The sequence below is a fragment of the Amycolatopsis albidoflavus genome (assembly GCF_039525725.1).
Classification (GTDB): Bacteria; Actinomycetota; Actinomycetes; order Mycobacteriales; family Pseudonocardiaceae; genus Amycolatopsis; species Amycolatopsis albidoflava.
The window spans coordinates 104,272-122,494 of the sequence record NZ_BAAAHV010000011.1 but is presented as its reverse complement, the minus strand read 5'-3'; the positions used below and the strand labels follow the sequence as shown (position 1 = coordinate 122,494).

At 71.5% G+C, this 18,223-nt stretch carries 9 protein-coding genes; 6 read left to right on the top strand and 3 right to left on the bottom strand.

What is annotated here, in order from left to right:
- Nucleotides 1-196: 196 nt before the first annotated feature.
- The gene (locus ABD156_RS15220) at nt 197-2,740 is read right to left on the bottom strand and encodes a helix-turn-helix transcriptional regulator (RefSeq protein ID WP_344272661.1); all 2,544 of its coding nucleotides are present in this window, start codon (nt 2,738-2,740) and stop codon (nt 197-199) included.
- Nucleotides 2,741-3,254: 514 nt separating this feature from the next.
- Between ABD156_RS15220 and ABD156_RS15215 the strand changes: the two genes are divergently transcribed.
- The 6 genes from ABD156_RS15215 (at nt 3,255) to ABD156_RS15190 (ending at nt 14,855) form a co-directional block, all read left to right on the top strand.
- Nucleotides 3,255-4,619: an FAD-dependent oxidoreductase gene (locus ABD156_RS15215; protein WP_344272658.1), complete on the top strand. Its 1,365-nt coding sequence runs from the start codon at nt 3,255-3,257 to the stop codon at nt 4,617-4,619.
- Nucleotides 4,619-5,329, top strand: a complete 711-nt coding sequence (locus tag ABD156_RS15210; protein ID WP_344272655.1) for a DUF6875 domain-containing protein — start codon at nt 4,619-4,621, stop codon at nt 5,327-5,329. Before ABD156_RS15215 ends, ABD156_RS15210 begins: the two co-directional genes overlap by 1 nt.
- Entirely contained in the window at nt 5,326-8,490 is a 3,165-nt protein-coding gene (locus ABD156_RS15205; protein WP_344272652.1) for an amino acid adenylation domain-containing protein, read from the top strand. The genes ABD156_RS15210 and ABD156_RS15205 overlap by 4 nt, the downstream gene beginning before the upstream one ends.
- The gene (locus ABD156_RS15200) at nt 8,487-12,857 is read left to right on the top strand and encodes a non-ribosomal peptide synthetase (protein WP_344272650.1); all 4,371 of its coding nucleotides are present in this window, start codon (nt 8,487-8,489) and stop codon (nt 12,855-12,857) included. The genes ABD156_RS15205 and ABD156_RS15200 overlap by 4 nt, the downstream gene beginning before the upstream one ends.
- 70 nt (nt 12,858-12,927) lie before the next feature.
- Entirely contained in the window at nt 12,928-14,265 is a 1,338-nt protein-coding gene (locus ABD156_RS15195; RefSeq protein WP_344274456.1) for an MFS transporter, read from the top strand.
- Nucleotides 14,262-14,855 (top strand): response regulator transcription factor, encoded by a 594-nt coding sequence (locus ABD156_RS15190; RefSeq protein WP_344272647.1) that lies wholly within the window; start codon nt 14,262-14,264, stop codon nt 14,853-14,855. Before ABD156_RS15195 ends, ABD156_RS15190 begins: the two co-directional genes overlap by 4 nt.
- Before the next feature lie 82 nt (nt 14,856-14,937).
- Here the strand turns inward: ABD156_RS15190 and ABD156_RS15185 are convergent, their stop codons facing one another.
- Nucleotides 14,938-15,153, bottom strand: a complete 216-nt coding sequence (locus tag ABD156_RS15185; protein WP_344272644.1) for a response regulator transcription factor — start codon at nt 15,151-15,153, stop codon at nt 14,938-14,940.
- Nucleotides 15,154-15,175: 22 nt separating this feature from the next.
- A complete protein-coding gene (locus ABD156_RS15180) occupies nt 15,176-18,067 on the bottom strand; it encodes an amino acid adenylation domain-containing protein (protein ID WP_344272642.1) in 2,892 nt (963 codons plus the stop codon).
- Nucleotides 18,068-18,223: the final 156 nt, after the last annotated feature.

Here is an 18,223-nt window from a genome sequence, read left to right as displayed (position 1 = left end):
CATCCACGAAAACGGCCCTTCGGGGAGCGCTTTCCGCGATTTATCCGGGCTGACAGTACAGCGGCGCGGGTCCGGGTCCGGCGGTTTGTTCCATGCCCCGGGACACCGCTGTCGCGGGCCGGATCCTGTCCCGGAAACGCGGGAATAATCGGAAAACGGTCCCGGCCCGAGCCGGCCGGACCGGGAGCCGACCGCGTCAGCCGATCAACCGGCGGGCGATCCCGGCGCGGGTCGTGAGGTCGAGTTTGTTCAGCACCCGAGCCACATGCGCGTCCACCGTGCGCGGGCTGAGGAACAGCTCGGCCGCGATTTCCTTCGTCGTCAGCCCGCGCACCACCATTTCCGCCACTTGCCGTTCGCGGCGCGAAAGCGCCGGTCCGTCCGCCGTCGGCCGCGGCTTGCGCCGCCCGGCCAGCCGCCGCTGCACCTTCGTCGTCTCGCGCAGCAGCGCACTGGCTCCCGCGCTCCGGAACACCTCCCGGGCCTCGCCGATCCGCTGGGTCGCGGCGTCGAAGTTCTCCTGCCTGCCCAGCACTTCCGCGACCAGCAGAACCGCGCGGCCGCGGTGCAGCGCCATCGCCGCCCGGCCGAACGCGACCGCCGCGGCCGACGCGTCCGTCAGTGCGGCAGCGAGGTCGGCCTCCGCTGCCAGGACCGTCGCGCGAGCCAGCAGCGCGATGCCGAGATCGCTGTGCAACCCGGTCACCGCGGCCCGTTCCATCGCTTCAGCCGCCCGCCGGCGGGCCTCCGCGGGCGCTCCCTCAGCGAGCGCGACCCGGCAATCCTGCGCCAATCTGGCCACCAGCAACGGATTCTCCGTCCGCTCCATGGGCTGTTCGACGGCTCCGGGCAGCATCCCCAGCTCGAAACCGGCCTCGGCGAGGATGTGCTCCACCGTCCGCCGCCACCATTCGACAGCCGGTCGCGGCATTTTCTCTACCGTCCGCCACTGTTGCTCGGCCGCCGTGCGATCTCCGGTCGCGAGCAGGACCCGCAGCCGGATCGCGGCGGCCATCGGCACGACGTCGTGGTGGCCGAAGCGGGTCGCGGCGTTTTCCGCTTCGGTGGCTGCCTCCGCCGCTTCGGCGAGCCGGCCCAGTTTCCAGAGCACGAAGCCGCGCGCCGAATACAGAAACGGCAGCCCGGCCGCGCTCAGCGGCAGCGCCCGGTCGAGCAGGGCGAGCGCCCGCCGGTCGTCGTCGAGGAAGCTGGAGGCCCAGCACAGCGCGGGCACGGTGTAGAGCACCGAACGCAGCTCGCTGTCGTCGAGCAGGTCGAATCCGTCCGCCGCGGCCCGCTGGGCGTGCCGGGCTTCGGCGGTCCGCCCGGCGCAGGCCAGCCCGATGGCGGCGAGCGCCGCGATCGCGGATTGCACGGCGGACCCGGCGCCTGGGTCCGCCGCGGTCCGGCGGAGCCGTTGCTGCGCGCCGTCGATGTCGCCGTCCAGCAGTTCCAGGTGGGCCAGTTCGAGTTGCGCCCGCGCGTCAGACTTGCCCGACGCGGCGATCGCGGCCTCGGCGATCGCCCGCGCGCGCCGGGTCCGGCCGAGCGCGTGCTCGCAGCGGGAAAGCAGCGCGAGCACGCGAGGCGACTCCGGCAACGCCGTCAGCAGCGCCCGCGCCCCAGCCGGTTGACCGGAGGCCAGCAGCGCTTCCGCGCGCAGTACCGACAGGCGGCAGTGCTCGTGGCCGCCGCGCATCCGCTCCGGCAGGTTCGCCACCGCCGCGCCGAGCCAGCGGGCACACGCCGCCGGATCGGTGCCGAGCACCTCCTCCCCCGCCGAAGCCAGCTCGCCGACCGCGACCAGATCGTGGCGGTACAAGGATTTCTCGAGGTGGTAGGCGCGCAAGGCGAGCGGCGCGTCGAGTTCGCGCAGGTACTCCGCCGCCCGGTGGTGCGCGCCCGCCGCCCAGCCGCGGCCGGCCAGCCGCGCGGCGGCGACCCGGACCAGCGGATGCCGGAACCGCAGCCCCGCGGCCCCGCCGGCCAGCACGCCGCGCCGCAGCAGCCGTTCGATCGCGTGGCCGACCTCGGCCCTCGGCAGCACAGTCATCGCCTGGACCAGGTCCGCGTCGATCGTCGCGCCGCCGCACGCCGCCGCCTGCACGACGAGCCGCTCCGGCTCCGGCAGCGCCGACACCTCGGCGAACAGCACGCGTTCCGCCGGAAGCATCGGCCGGTCTTCGGCCGCCAGGCTGTCGTCCTGTCCCGGCCACTCGCGCGGCGGCAAATCGGCCAGCAGCAACAGGTACAGCGGAATGCGCTCGGCCGCGGCGGCGATCCGCGCCCGCTCGGCGGCGTCGTGCCCGGGCAGCAGCCGCGCGACCTCGTCGTCGGTGAAAGCGGGCAAGGTCACGTAACGGGCCGGGACCCGCTCGGCGTGCAGCAGGCGCGCCAGTGCGGGCTGCTGCCGCCCGTCGCGCACCGACAACACCAGCCGCCGGTCGCTGTCCGGTCTCCGGACCAGCGACATCAACAGCCGCAAGGACTCTTCGTCGGCCCACTGCGCGTCGTCCACGACTACCAGCGATTCCGATCCGAGCACCCGCGCGAGACGGCGCGCGAACCCGGTCCCGGCGGCGGGCACCGCGCACACCGGATCCGGCGCCCGCCGGGCGACTTCGGCCAGCAGCCGGGTTTTCCCGATCCCCGGCCGCCCCTCCACCACGGTCACCGCGGCCGAGCGGTCCAGGCACGCGGCCAGTTCCGCCGACCTGCCGACAAACTCCTTCTCGACCATGCTCTCCCCCTTCGCCCGACCAGCGAATTGCGGTAATTCTACGGATGCTCGCACCCGTTATCTTCCGGTTTTATTTTGAGGCCCGGGACAAACCGGCGAATCAGCCGGGCAAGCGGGAACAGGTTAGTGCCCGCGCCCCGGCCCGGGCTATCGGCCAACAGGGAGAACCTCGGCCGTGCGCCGGGCGCGCCACGAATCTCGCAGGAGGATCGGTGAGCAACAGCGGACCTGGGCGTTTACCACGACCGGGACGAGGGCCGGGCGTTCGATCGGAACGCGCCGCCGGAACGTTACCGAAATGGCCCGGACACTTTCCGCAGCCGAACGGACACACTTCGCCCGCGATTACTCCGGTGATCTTCCGGATCACCATTGGTGAGCGTGCACTCGGAAGTGCGCGCAATACTGCTCCGATCGGCCGAATTGCGCGTCCGGCCGCCGATAACCGCTCAACGGAAAAGCACGCCGAACGGCGGCGGCACAATTGCCCTCACGCGGCGGGACGGCGGCCGGAATGAACGGCAAACAGGTTCTGGTGGCCGGCGCGGGACTGGCCGGCTCGCTCGCCGCGATCCACTTCGCCCAGCTCGGGCACCGCGTGGAGATCCACGAACGCAGGCCGGACCCGCGCGGCGCCGGCGCGGGCGGCGGGCGGTCGATCAACCTCGGCCTTTCCCAGCGCGGAATCCGGGCGCTGGACCAGGTCGGCCTGCTCGGCCCGGTGCTCGCCGCGGCGGCCCCGATGCGCGGCCGGGTCATCCACCAGCGCGACGGCGAGCTGGATTTCCAGCCCTACGGCTGCCACGAGGACCAGATCCTGCGCTCCGTGCTGCGCGACGACCTCAACCGGATCCTGCTCGGCAAAGCCCTGGAGCACCCGAACGTCAGCGCCCGCTTCGGCGTCACGCTCACCGACCTCGACCGCGGGTCCGCCACCGCGAAACCGGTCTGCACCTTCACCGGCGAAAGTGGTCTATACCATGCTTCCGCCGATCTCGTCGTCGGCGCGGACGGCGCGTTCTCGGCCGTGCGCACCCGGCTGCTGCGCGGCCTGCCCGCCGACTTCCGGCAGCGGGTCCTGCCCTGGGGCTACAAGGAGTTCGCGATCGCCGCCGGCCCGTCCGGCGAGGTGCGCAGCAGCCCGGACGCGCTGCACGTCTGGCCGGGCGACGACGGCCTGATCGTCGCGCACCCCAACATCAACGGCTCGCTCACCGCGACCGTCTTCCTGCCGCTCTCGGGCGAGCGCAGCCTCGCCACGCTCACCACCGAAGACTCGGTGCGCGCACTGTTCGACACGCGGTTCCCGGACGTGCTGGAGCTGGTGCCGGACATCGTCGAGCAGTTCCTCTCGCACCCGACCGGACATCTCGTGACCGTCCGGAGTTCACCGTGGCAGCACGAAGGCCGCGTGGTGCTGATCGGCGACGCCGCGCACGCGGTGTACCCCTTCTACGGCCAGGGCATGAACTCGGCGCTGGAGGACTGCGCGGTGCTGCGCGACTGCCTCGCCAACGACGACTGGGCCGAAGCGCTCCGCACCTTCGAACAGCGGCGCAAGCCGCACACCGACGTCCTCGCGGACCTGTCCGAGCAGAACTTCGACGAACTGCGCACCCGGGTGGCCTCGCCGCTGTTCCTGGCCCGCAAGAAGGCGGACCTGGTGCTCAGCCGCGCCTTCCCGAAGCGCTGGATGCCGCTCTACACCATGGTTTCGCACACCACGATCCCGTACGCGGACGCCTTGCGCCGCGCCCGGCGCCAGCACGCCGCGCTGGCCTGGGGCGGCGGAGCCACCGCGCTCGCCTTCGCCCTCACCGGCGGCGCGCTCGCCCGCCGCCGGACCGCCGGACCGCACTCGCCTGGAGACCGAAGCTGATGCTCACCCATCCGACCGACCCCGGCCGCGTCCTGGTGGAGCGGCACGACCTCGACCCGCTCGCCCTTCCCGAACGCCTGCTGCGGTTCGAGGTCCACCTGCGGGCGATCTTCGACTGGGGCCGCGGCTACCTGTCCGGCCCGCATCCCGACCTCGGGCGCGGCGGCAACGTCTGCCCGTTCGCGCAGCCGTCGCTGGAGCGCGGCCGGTTCTACCTCGCCGTCGAACCGGGCGTCCCGGCCGCCGGCCCGCGGCTGACCGAAACCCTGCGCTGCTACCGGGACTGGTTCCTCGACCTCGCGCCGCGCGGGCACCCGAGCGCGCAGCTGACCGCCATCCTGCTGCTGTTCCCGGACGCGCCGCCGGACGACCGCTCCGGCGTGGTCGACACCGTGCAGCACGCGCTGAAGTCGGAGTACGTCTCCGAGGGCCTGATGATCGGCGAGTTCCACAACGGCCCGCCGGACAAGGGCGGGCTGTGGAACCCCGCGTTCCGTCCGCTGCGCAGCCCGGTCGCGATGCTGGCGGTGCGGCACATGGTGCCGACCGACTACCCGTTCCTGCGTTCCGATCCCGACCAGGCGCGCGCGTACCTGCGGCTGTTCGGCGACCAGGTTCCGGTCCAGCTGCGGGAACTGGTGGAGCACGACCGGCTCGCCCGCGAGCTGGACGAGACCGAGACTGACCAGGCCGGAATCGGGGCGTCGTGAACGTCTTCCCGTGCTCGCCCGGCCAGGAGCGGCTGTGGTTCCTCGACCGGCTCGACCCCGGTTCGCCCGTCTATCACGTGCCCACCGCGCTGCGGTTGTCCGGACCGCTCGACGTCGAAGCCCTGCGTCGCGCCTTCGCGAGAATCTCGGCCCGCCACGCGGCGCTGCGGACCGTTTTCCGCGAGCGGGACGGCGTTCCGGCGCAAGTCGTCACCGAGAACGGCTTCTCCTTCACTGTCCGCGCGGTCAGCGACGACTCGGCCGCGCAGGCAGCGGCTTCGGCGGAGATCCGCACCCCGTTCGACCTGACCGCCGGGCCGCTCGCCCGGGTGCTGCTCCTGCGCCAGGCCGAGGACCAGCACGTTCTGGTCGTGACGCTGCACCACGCGATCGCCGACGGCTGGTCGGTCTCGTTGCTGTTGGACGAACTGGCCGAGAGCTACCGAGCCGAGCTGTCCGGCGCCGAACCGGCCCTGCCGCCGCTCCCGATGCAGTACGCGGATTTCGTGCGGTGGCAACGAGACCACCTCGACGGCCCGGAAGGCGTCGAGCTGCTGGGGGAATGGGCGGAGCGGCTGCGCGGCGCGCCGGAGCTGATCACCCTGCCGACCGACCGTCCCCGGCCCGCCACCGCGTCTTACGCGGGCGGCATCCACGAGTTCCCGTTCCCGGCCGAACTCACCGAGGCCGTCCGTAAGCTCGCGATTGCTTCCGGCGCAACGGTTTTCATGACCGTGCTGGCCGCTTACCACGCGCTGCTCGCCTGGTACAGCGGTCAGGACGACGTCGTTGTCGGCACCGTCGTCGGGCAACGTTCGCAGGTCGATACCGAGCACCTGATCGGCTTCTTCGTCAACACCGTCCCAGTCCGGATCTCGACCGCTGACGAGCCGACCTTCTCCGATCTGCTCCTCGACGTCTGCGACGCGCTGGTCGACGCTCTCGGCGGGGCGGAAATCCCGTTCGAGCGCGTGGTCGAGGCGGTCCGCCCGGAACGCAGCCTCGGACATTCGCCGATCTACCAGGTCGGCTTCAACGGCCACGGCAACGGCGCGCTGCCGCAGCTGTCCGGCCTGACTGTCACCGACTTCGCCGGCCCGCACACCGCCACCGCGAAGCTGGACCTGATGCTCGGCGTCCGCGACGAAGGTGACTGCCTGCACGGATACCTCGAATACCGCACCGATCTGTTCGACAAAGCCACCGTCGTCCGCTTCGCCGAGCACCTGTGCGCGTTCCTCACCTCGGTCACCGCGGATCCCGCGCAGCGGATCGGCGCGGTCCCCCTGGTGGAAGCCGCGCAACGCTGGGAACCGCTCGACACCGCTCTCCCCGCCGCCGCCACCGCGCTGGACCTGATCGCGCCGCACGTCCGCGACCGCGGCTCAGCGACCGCGATCGCCGGTTCGCTCACCTACCGCGAACTGGACACCCGGGCGAACCGGCTCGCGCACGCCCTGCGCCGCCGCGGCGTCGGCCCGGACATCCCGGTCGCGCTCTGCGTCCGCCGCTCGGCTGAGATGGTGGTGGCGCTGCTGGCGATCTGGAAAGCCGGCGGCGCGTACGTCCCGCTCGACCCGGAATGGCCGCTGGAACGGCACGCCTACGTCATCGACGAGGCAGCCGTCCGGATCGCCGTCGTCGACCGCGAGAACGCCGGTCGGCTGCCCCGGTTCGAGACCGTGCTGGACGTCGACCTGGACTACGCCGAGCCGGACACCACGCCGGACGGGGCCCCCGACCCGGCCGATCTCGCGTACCTCATCTACACCTCCGGCTCGACCGGACGGCCCAAGGGCGTCGCGGTGCCGCATCGAGGCGTGGTCAACCTGCTCACCGGCTTCGCCGACCGGCTCGGGGTCACCGAGACCGACGTCTGGGCGTCGGTCACCACGCTGGCGTTCGACATGTCGGTGCGGGAACTGCTGATCCCGCTGATCCGCGGCGGCTCGGTCGCGGTGATCAGCACCGAGGACTCCGCCGAGCCGGTCGCGCTGTCGCGGCGGCTCGCGGACTGCGGCGCGACGATCCTGCAGGCCACGCCCACGCGCTGGCGGATGCTGCTGGCCTCCGGCGGCGTGCCCGCGAACGTGCGTGAACGCCTGTGCGGCGGCGAAGCGCTCGACCGCGAACTCGTCGACGCGCTGTCCGACGGCCGGGTCTGGAACCTTTACGGCCCCACGGAAGTCACGATGATCGTCTCCGCGGGCGCGGTCGGCCCGGGCGGTCCGGTGGTGCCGCTGGGTCCGTCGCTGCCGAACACCCGGCTGCACGTCCTCGACGCCGGGCTGAACCCGGTCCCGCCCGGCGTCGCCGGCGAGATCTACGTCGGCGGCGCGGGAATCAGCCGTGGTTACCGCAGCCGTCCCGGTCTGACCGCCGAACGGTTCGTGCCGGACCCGTTCGCCGCCGACGGAAGCCGCCTTTACGCCACCGGCGACCTCGCGCGCCGACGCGGCGACGGGACGCTGGAGTTCCTCGGCCGGACCGACCATCAGGTGAAGATCCGCGGCCTGCGCATCGAACTCGGCGAGATCGAAGCCCGGCTGCGCGCCGATCCGCGCGTCTCGGACGCGGTCGTGCTGGCCCGCCCGGCCGGACCGGACGACGTGCGGCTGGTCGCCTATGTCGTCGCCGAAGACCCCGAAGACGCCGAATGGGCCTCGCTGCGGGAGCGGCTTTCGGGACAGCTGCCCGCGTACCTGGTCCCGCAGACCGCCGTCTTCCTGCCCGCGCTGCCGCTGACCAAGAACGGCAAGACCGACCGCACCGCGCTGCCGGAACCCGTCTGGGAGTCCCGCGAAACGGACCGGGTCGCCCCGCGCGACGCCGTCGAACGGGGACTGGCCGGGCTGTGGCGGGAGGTGCTGGCCGTCGAGGAAATCGGCGTGCACGACGACTTCTTCCGCCTCGGCGGCCATTCGCTGCTCGCGGCGCGGCTGCTGGCCAAGGTGCGCGAGCACTTCCAGTCCGAGGTCGGGCTGCGGACGCTGTTCGCCGCGCGCACGATCGCCGCCTTCGCCGCGGCACTGCGGGCCGCCGAAGCCGAACCCGGGGTCACCGACGAGATCGCGCTCCTGCGGGAGCGGATCGCCGCGCTGCCCGACGACGAGGTTCTCGCCCTGCTCCAAGCCGATTCCCCTCCAGGAGCGCATCGATGACACAGCACGAGCGAGAGCAGCTCTTCCGGCTGCTGGCCGCGCGCGACGGCCTTGGCGCCGCACCCGGCTCGATCCCCCGCCGGACCGGCGACGCCCCCGTCCCGCTGCTGCCCGCGCAACGGCAGTTGTGGTTCCTGGACCGGCTCGGCGCGCGCGACGGCGTGTACACGATCTCCCAGTCCTGGCGGCTTACCGGCGCACTCGATGTCGAGGCGCTGCGCCGCGCACTGGCCGCGGTCGTTGACCGGCACGAGGCGCTGCGGTCCGGTTTCGCGGAATCCGACGGCGAGCCGGTGCACATTCTCGCGCTGCCCGGAACCGCGCCCGAACTGTCCTATGCGGACCTTCGCGGCACGCCGGAGTCCGCCGATTCGGTCCTCGCCGCGGAACGAGCCCGCCCGTTCGACCTGACCAGGCCTCCATTAGTGCGCGGCCTGGTCGTCGCTCTCGCCGACGACGTGCACCTGTTCGTGCTGACGCTGCACCACGTCGTCGCCGACGCCGCGTCCGTCGGAATCCTGCTGCGCGAACTGTCCGCGCTCTACCCGGCGAACGCGCCCGCGCTGCCCGAACCACCGGTGCGCTACGGCGACTACGCGGCTTGGCACGCGGCAAAGCCGCTGGAAGCAGGCGCGCGGTACTGGCGCGAGCAACTCCACGACGCCCCGGCACTGCTGGAATTGCCGACCGACCGCCCGCGTCCGCCCGCCGAATCCTTCCGCGGCAACGGTCATTCCTTCCAGCTGTCCGCGGCCGACCTCACCGCCTTCTGCCATCGCCACGGCGTCACCGCCAACACCGTGCTGCTGACCGCGTACGTGCTGCTGCTGGCTCGCCATGCCGGTCAGGACGACGTGGTGGTCGGCATGCCGATGCGCGACGAAACCGTGCCGGGGATCGAACACTGCGTCGGGATGTTCGCCAACACCGTCGCCGTCCGGACCCGGCTGACCGGGGACCCGACCGTCGCCGAAGTGCTCGCACAGGTGCAGGAAGCCTGCGTGGGCGCGCTGGAGCACCAGAGCTATCCGTGGGAACGGGTGGCGCAAGACCTGCGGCCGGCCCGCGACCTCAGCCACAACCCGGTGTTCCAGGTGATGTTCGTGCTCAACGCCGCCGGAGCCGGACTCGAACTGCCCGGCGTCCGCGCGGACTGGCTTGACCTCCCGGTCACCACCGCGCGCTTCGACCTGACCCTGGCACTGGCCACCACTCCGGACGGGATCGAAGGACAGTTCGACTACGCGACCGACCTGTTCGACGCCAGCACGGTCGCCCGGTTCGCCGACCAGTACGAACACCTGCTGCGGGCCATGCTCGCCGCCCCGGACGCTCCGGTGTCCACAGTGGACGCACTGCCCGCCGCGGACCGCGTCCGGCTGCGCAACGGCGGCCACCCAGCCCCGCCGGCGGTCTCCGACGGAACCCTGGTCACCACGCTCATCACCCGCCAAGCCGCGCGGACTCCCGACGCCATCGCCGTCGAAGACGGCCTCACCTACGCCGAACTCGTCTCTCGCGCACGCGGACTCGCCGGGGCTTTGCACGCCTCCGGAGTCCGGCGCGGCGACGTCGTCGCCCTCGGCCTGCCCGCGAGCCCGGACGCCATCACCGGCCTGCTCGGCGTGCTCCTGGCCGGTGCCGCCTACTTGCCGCTCGATCCCGGGCACCCGCCCGCGCGACTGGCCGAACTGCTGTCCGACGCCGCGCCCGCCGCACTGATCACCAGCCGCGGACACACCTTCCCGTTCGACGGCCCGGTGCTGCACACCGACGATCTCCCCGGTGCCGCGGTCCCGCCGGAGGCCGACCTCGGACCGGACGACCTGGCGTACGTCATCTACACCTCCGGCTCCACGGGCGCCGCGAAACCGGTCGCCGTCCGCCACGGCGCACTCGCCGAACTGGCCGATTCCTTCCGCCGGCTGCACGGATTCGGCCCCGGCGAGCGGGTGCTGATGATCCCGCCGCTGACCTTCGACGCCGCGGTCGGAGACATCTTCCCCGCATTGATCTCCGGCGCGGCCCTCCTGCCCTGGCGCGACGCGGCGTCGCTCACCGGTCCCGGCTTCGTCCAGCTCTGCCGCGACCGCGGGCTCACCATGGCCGACACCTCGTCCGCGCTCTGGCAGAAGTGGGTTGCCGAACTGGCAACGGAAAGCACCCCGTTCGACTGTCCACTGCGGACGATGATGGTCGGCGGCGAAGCCGTCCCGACGACCGCCGTGCAGGCCTGGGCCGCACTCACCGGCGGCCGCGTCGAACTCCACAACCACTACGGCCCCACCGAAGCGACCGTCTGCACGACCAGCTATCGCACTCTCGACGCCACCGAACTCAACGGCCGGGTACAGCTGCCGATCGGCACCCCGCTCCCCCATGCCCGCGCCTACGTCGTCGACGACCTGCTGCGGCCGGTACTGCCCGGTGCCCCTGGCGAACTCTGCCTAGGCGGCGAGGCCCCGGCGCGCGGCTACCGAAACCGGCCGGGCGCGACCGCGGAGAAGTTCGTGCCAGACCCGTTCTCCCCTGTGCCCGGCGCGCGGATGTACCGCACCGGCGACCTCGCGCGCCTCGACGCCGAAGGACGGCTGGAATTCCTCGGCCGCGTCGACCGGCAGCTGAAGGTCCGCGGCCACCGCATCGAACCGGCCGAGGTCGAAGCGGCCTGCCGACGCCACCCCGGCGTCCAGGACGTCCTGGCCACCGCCCGCGCGGACCGGTTGGTCGCCTACCTCGTCGGCGACGACAGCCTCGACCCGCTGTCGGTCCGCTCGGCCCTGCGCGCCGCCCTGCCCGGTTACCTGGTCCCGGACGCCTTCGCGGTGCTCCCGGAGCTGCCGCTGAACACCCACGGCAAGGTCGACCACCGCGCTCTCCCCGAGCCGGCGGAGACGACGACTGGGTTCACCGAACCCGAAGGCGAACTCGAACAACGGCTGGCCGCGATCTGGGCCGCGGTACTGGACGTGGACCGCATCGGCCGTGACGACGACTTTTTCCTGCGCGGCGGGCATTCCCTGCTGGCCGGGACGCTGATCGCGAAGGTCCGCGCGGAGCTGGACGTCGAGGTCCCCGTGCGCACTCTCTTCGAAGCCAGCACCCTCGCCGCCTTCGCCGACGCCGTCAGCTCCCCTGGCGACCGCGAAGACGACCGCCTCGCCGAAGTCCTGGCCGACGCCGTGCTGCCCGCTGACATCGACCCGCGCTGCACCCCCGCACAAGCCGAGGCCGCGATCCAGCGCGCGATGGCGCCGCGGATCGCCCTGCTGACCGGGGCGTCCGGATTCCTGGGCCCGCACCTGCTCGCCGATCTGCTGCGGCACAGCGACGTCGTGGTGCGCTGCCTGATCCGAGCCGCCGATGCCGCCGAGGGCGCCGCGCGGATCGAGCAAGTGCTCCGTGACCACCTCTTGTGGGACGACCGCTTCCGCCCCCGGATCATCGCAGTCCCCGGAGACCTCGCCTCCCCGCACCTCGGCCTTTCCGCCGCTGAGCTCGACGCGGTCGCCGCGGACCTCGATGTCATCTTCCACTGCGGCGGCGAAGCGAACTTCCTGCGCCCGTACGCCCAACTGCGGCCCGGCAACGTCCTCGGCGCCGTCGAACTGCTCCGGCTGGCCTGCCGAAGCGGCGGAACCCCCGTGCACCTGGTGTCGTCGCTGGGCGTCTATCCGCTGGACCGCGACGCCGTCATCACCGAAGACCTCCCGCCCGACGATCCCACGGGACTGAACCGCGGCTACGAACAAAGCAAATGGGCCGCCGACCGGCTGGCGCGGGCTGCGCGCGAACGCGGCCTGCCGGTGACCGTCCACCGCCCGGCTCGGGTGACCGGCCACAGCCGGACCGGCATCGGCCCGCTCGGCGACCGGTTCGCCAACCTGCTGCGCTGCCTGGCATTGCTGGAGACCGCGCCGGCGGAGGACTTCGACATCGAAGAGGACATGGCTCCGGTCGACCACGTCGCCGCCGCCATCGGCCACCTCTCGCGCCGGCGCACCGGATACGGCTGCGATTTCCACTTCCACAACCAGCGCACGATCCGCTTCGGCGAAGTGGTCGCCGGGATGCGCTCGTTCGGCTATCCCATCGAAGCGGTGCCGTTCTCGGACTGGCACGCGGCGTTGACCGCGGCGGCCGCGGACACGGCCGACCCGGCGCTGAGCGCGATCACGGCGATGATCGAACGCACGTCGCCGCCCCGGCGGACGGTGTTCGACTGTTCGCACACGGAGGTCGTCGTCGCGGCCGGCGGGCTTGTCTGCCCGCCAGCGGATCGCGCTTTGCTGCAGCGGTATCTCGCCCACTACGTCCACATTGGACACCTGCCCGCACCGGCGACCGCGGGGAGCGAGCCCCGTTGACCGCCGCCTCGGACCACCGCACCCGCGCACCCGGCCGCGCGGCTACCCGGAAGGAGCACCGTTGACCACGATGGGAACGCGGGGGTTCGTCCTCCTCTGGTCGGCACAGCTGGTCTCGATCATCGGCTCCGCGCTGACCGGGTTCGTGCTCGGCGTCTGGACCTACGAGCGTTCCGGCTCGGCCACCCAGTTCGCGCTGATCATGCTCTCCGGCGCGATCCCCGCCCTGCTGATCGCGCCGTTCGCGGGCGCGCTCGCCGACCGGCTGCACCGCCGCCGGATCCTCGTCGCCGCCGACTGCGTCGCGCTCGGCTCCGTCGGCGCGCTGGCACTGCTGATCAACGCCGACCAACTGCAGACCTGGCACGTCTACGTCGTCACCGCCCTGACCGCGATGTGCGGAACCCTGCAGCAAGTCACCTTCAGCGCGATGATCCCCCTGCTGGTGCCGAAACAGCACCTCAGCCGGGCGAACGGCCTGTCACAGGTGGTGTTCAGCGCGCAGGTCGCCGCACCGGTCGTCGCCGGGACGCTGCTCGCGCTCGCCGGCCTGCGCGGAGTCGTCCTGATCGACCTCGTCACCTTCGCCGCGTCGCTGCTGGTCGTACTGCTGGTTCCGCTCCCCCACGCCGCCGTGCGCACCGCCGCGCCCGAGCCGGGCGGACCGTCGATCTGGCGGCAAGTCCCGGCAGGCTGGGCGGAACTGCGCCGCCGTCCCGGGTTGACCGGACTGCTCGGCGTCCTCGCCGGGTTCTACTTCTGTTTCGGCGTCGCCGGAACGCTCGTCCGTCCGCTGGTGCTTTCGTTCGCCAGCCCCGCCGGTCTCGGTTTCCAGGTGTTCGCGGGCGGCTGCGGGCTGTTCGCCGGGAGCCTGGTGATGGGCGTCTGGGGCGGCCCGAAGAAGCGGATGCGCGGGATCGCCGCGTTCATGGCTTTCGGCGGGATCGCGCTCGCGATTCATTCGCTGGCCCCGTCGCTGGCGCTGGTCATCGCGATCGGGCCGTTCTTCCTGTTCACCCTGCCGGTGATCACCGGCACCGCGCAGACCGTGCTGCAGAGCAAGGTCGATCCCGCCAACCTCGGCAAGGTCATGGCGACCTCGCGGGCGGTGTCGCAGGCCGCGAGCCCGGTCGCGTACCTCGTCGCCGGCCCGCTCGCCGACGGCGTGTTCGAGCCGCTCATGCGCCCGGACGGCGCGCTGGCCGGTTCCGTCGGCCAGCTGATCGGCACCGGTCCCGGCCGCGGCATGGCCCTGATGTTCCTGCTCGCCGGGCTGCTGCTGGTCGTCCTGGGCGCGTTGGCCGCCCGCCCGTCGCTGCGCCGCGTCGAAGAACTGCCGGACCTGCTCGAAGAACCCGAGCCCGAACCCGCCGCGGTGGCGGCAAGCCGAGAGGAGAAGGGAAAATGACCACCCTCGAACGGACCGTCCCGGTGCGGGTGCTCGCCGCCGACCCGTTCCTGCGCGCCGGACTGGAAAGCGCCCTCTACGGCTGCGCCGAGTTCACCGGCGATCACGACGGCGGCGTCGCCGTGCTGGCTGTCGACGAGGTCGATGACGCGGCGCTTGAAGCGATCCGGGCCGCCAAGGAGCGCAACGCGACCGTGCTCTTGGTGACCGGCAGGGTCGACGCGACCCGAGCCGCGCGCGCGATCGAGGCGGGAGCCTGCGGGGTGCTGCGGCGGGAACAAGCGTGCGAGCAGACGTTGGTCTCCGCCGTGCGCGCGGCCGCGACCGGCCACGGCACCATGCCGCCGGACTTGCTGAGCGACCTTTTCGAGTCGCGCCAGAACACGATCCCCGAGGCGCCGACGCTCGACGCCCGGGAACGCGACGTCCTGCGCATGGTCGCCGACGGTCACGAGACCGCCGAGATCGCCTCCGCGCTGGCCTATTCGGCCCGGACGGTGACGACGATCGTGCACGACATCACCCACCGGTTGCGGCTGCGGAATCGCGCGCATGCGGTTGCTTTCGCGCTTCGCCAGGGGCTTATCTAGCGTCCGTGAGGGGAACCCTGAGGGACTCTGATTCCCTCAGGGTTCCCTTCACGGACCTTCGACAGGAGCGCCAAGACCCGCCCTAGATCAAGCCGTTCCGTACCGCGTAAGCCGCCGCGTGCGCGCGGTTGCGCACCCCCAGCGTCGCCATCAGGTCGTACAACGCGTTCTTCACCGTATGCTCCGACCAGCCGAGTTCAGCCGCGATCTCGCTGTTGCTGTACCCGTCGGCGACAAGCCGGAGCACCCGCAGCTCGCGCTCGCCGAGCTGCGGCCGGTACGCCGCGTCCCCGTCCACCCGGCCAGTCTAGGAGATCCGCTCACCCCGGCGGCTCCGAACCGCGCGTCGCCGGCGCGGCCGCCACCGCGTGCACGACCCGCACGAACCGGTCAGCCATCGTCTTCGCCGCGGTTTCGGTGAACAACGCCCGGTCGTAATGCAGCGTCCCGGCCGTTCCGCCGGGATGCTCGCGAACCGTCACCAGCACGTCAAAGGGATTCCCGCCCTGCCCGACCCGCCACGGCTCGGCGCGGACGCCCTCGAGCCGGACCCGGTCCGCGAGCGGCCCGAGCGACTGGAACGCCACCTGCGCCACCGGATTCCGGCTCAAATCGCGCGGCGGCCGCAGCGCCGTCACGACCTGGTCGAACGGGACGTCCTGATGCCGGAACCCGCCGAGCACCACCTCCCGCACCGCGTCGAGCACCTCCCGGTACGCCGGATCGCCGGGGACCCGCACGCGCAGCGCGAGCGTATTCACGAACAGCCCGATCAGGTCCTCGGCCTCGACCGACGGCCGGTTGCCGGCGAAGGTCCCGACGACGAGATCGTCCCGGCCGGTAGCCCGGCGCAACTCAAGGACGAACGCGGCCAGCAAAGCCATGAACCCCGTCGCACCCGCCCTGGTGGCGACCGCGTCGAGCGCCGCGACAACGTGCTGCGGCAACGAGAACTCGACCGCACCTTCCACCTGCGCCTGACGAGCCGGCCGCGGAAGGCTGTCCGGAAGCTCGATCGCCCGCGGCGCGCCCGCCAAAGCCGACTTCCAGTACTCGAGCCCCGATTGATCCGGCGCGGGGCAGAACGCGACCGCTTCCGGCAACGCAGCCGCCCGCCCGGCGTAGCATTCGGCGAGGTCGCGCCAGAAGATCTCCATCGAGGTGTCGTCGGCGATGATGTGATGGATCACCGCTAGCAGCGTGAACCGGCCCGGCTCGCCGCGGATCATCGTGCACCGCAGCAACGGCCCGCGAGCCAGATCGAACGGCCGCGCGATCTCGGCGTCGACGATCTCCTCCGCCGACCCGTCGACCACCGTCAGCGAGACCTCGGATTCGGCGGAGACGTGGCGTTCCGGTTCTCCGCGACGGCTGCGGAACGTCGTGCGCAAGGCCTCGTGCCGCTGCACGACCTCCGCCAACGCACGCCGCAACTTCTCGACGTCCAGGTCGCCGGTACACCGATAGGCCTCGTACATCGTGTACGTCGAGGACGGCCCCGACAGCTGGTCAAGAAACCACATCCGGTGCTGCGCCGGAGAAATCGCCGTCTGTGCACTATGGACGTTCAATATAGGGGCCGAAGCGACCAACTCGGCCAACTCGGCGACTGTCGGCGCGGCAAACAGATCCGCGACGGATAACCGTCGGCCAGTGTCGCGCGAAACCCGTGAGCAAATCCGGGTAGCGGCCAGCGAACGACCGCCGAGTTCGAGAAACGGGTCGCGGACGCCGACTGGACTGATCCCGAGCGCTTCTGCCCAAATCTCGGCTATCGCCTTTTCGGCGGCGTTCCGAGGTTCGACGTATTCCACGGCCAACGCGGGACGGGCACTATCGGGCACCGGCAAGGCTTTGCGATCAATCTTGCCACTCGACGTAAGCGGCAACGCGGCCAACGAGATCCACGCCGACGGAAGCATCGACTCCGGCAAAGTGCGAGCCAGATGCGCCCGCAACTCAGACGTCGAAAGCGTGGCCCCGTCGCGGTAAACACAGTAAGCGACGAGCCGATCTCTGTGCACCGCAGCAGCCGCCGCGGCAATCATCGGGTGTTCATGCAGCGCGGCCTCGACCTCGCCGAGCTCGATCCGGTTGCCGTGGATTTTGACCTGATGGTCGAACCGCCCCAGGTACTCGAACGCGCCGTCCTCGCGCCGCCGGGCACGATCGCCGGTGCGATACAGCCTTTCACCGGGCTTCCGCGCGAATGGATTGGGCACGAATTTCTCGGCCGTCAACGCCGGACGATTCAGATAGCCCCGCGCCACCTGCACCCCGGCAATAGTCAGCTCTTCGTCGATGAGGTGAATATCGGTGTTGGCAATCGGGTACCCGATCGTGACGGCCTCCCCCGGCAGGCACCGGGTCGCCGTGACATCCACCGACGCCTCCGTCGGCCCGTACAGATTGTGCAGCTCGGCGCCGACCACCCGATGGAACCGTTCCGCCAGCTCGTCCGGCAATGCCTCGCCGCTGCACAAGACCCGCCGCACCGGCAACGACGGCACGAGGCCGGCCAGGAACGCCCGCAGCATCGACGGCACGAAATGGACCGTCGTAATCCTTTCCGCCACCAGGGTTTCCGCGAGATACTCCGGATCGCGATGCCCGCCCGGCCGGGCCATCACGAGCGTCGCGCCGGCGGAAAGCGTCCAGAAAAACTCCCACACCGACACGTCGAACCCGAACGGCGTCTTCTGCAATACTCGGTCTTGCGGCGTCAGACCGTACTCGCCCTGCATCCACCGCAGCCGGTTGACGATCCCGCGATGCTCGATCACGACGCCCTTGGGCCGCCCGGTCGAGCCCGAGGTGTAGATCACGTACGCCGCGTTCTCCGGCCGCACTAAGGCATTCACCGGCTCCGCGGGCTCATCGAGACCCGTCACGTCACCCGGCCCGATCACGACTCCGGCGCCCGAATCCTCGACCATGAACCGCAGCCGGTCCTCGGGATAATCCGGATCCAGCGGCAGGTAAGCCGCCCCCGCCTTGAGAACCCCGAGCAGCGCGACCACCATCTCCAAACCGCGCTCCAGCCGAACCCCGACCACCGACTCCGGCCCGACCCCCAACGCCCTGAGCCGATGCGCCGCCTGGTTCGCCAGGGCGTCCAGCTCGGCGTAGGACACTTCGCGGCCGTCCGCGACCACCGCCACCCCACCGGCGGTCACTCCTTCGGCTACCAGGTCCAGCAACGTCTCGCTCATGCGTCCTCGCTCATCGGCCGGATCATCGTCCGGGCAGCCGGTTCCATCACGAGCCGCAGACATCCGCCGGTGGCGATGCTCTCGGCCATCAGTTCCAGCAACGCCTCGCTCATCCGTCGCCACCCACCAACCGGACCACCGCACGCAGCCGCACCA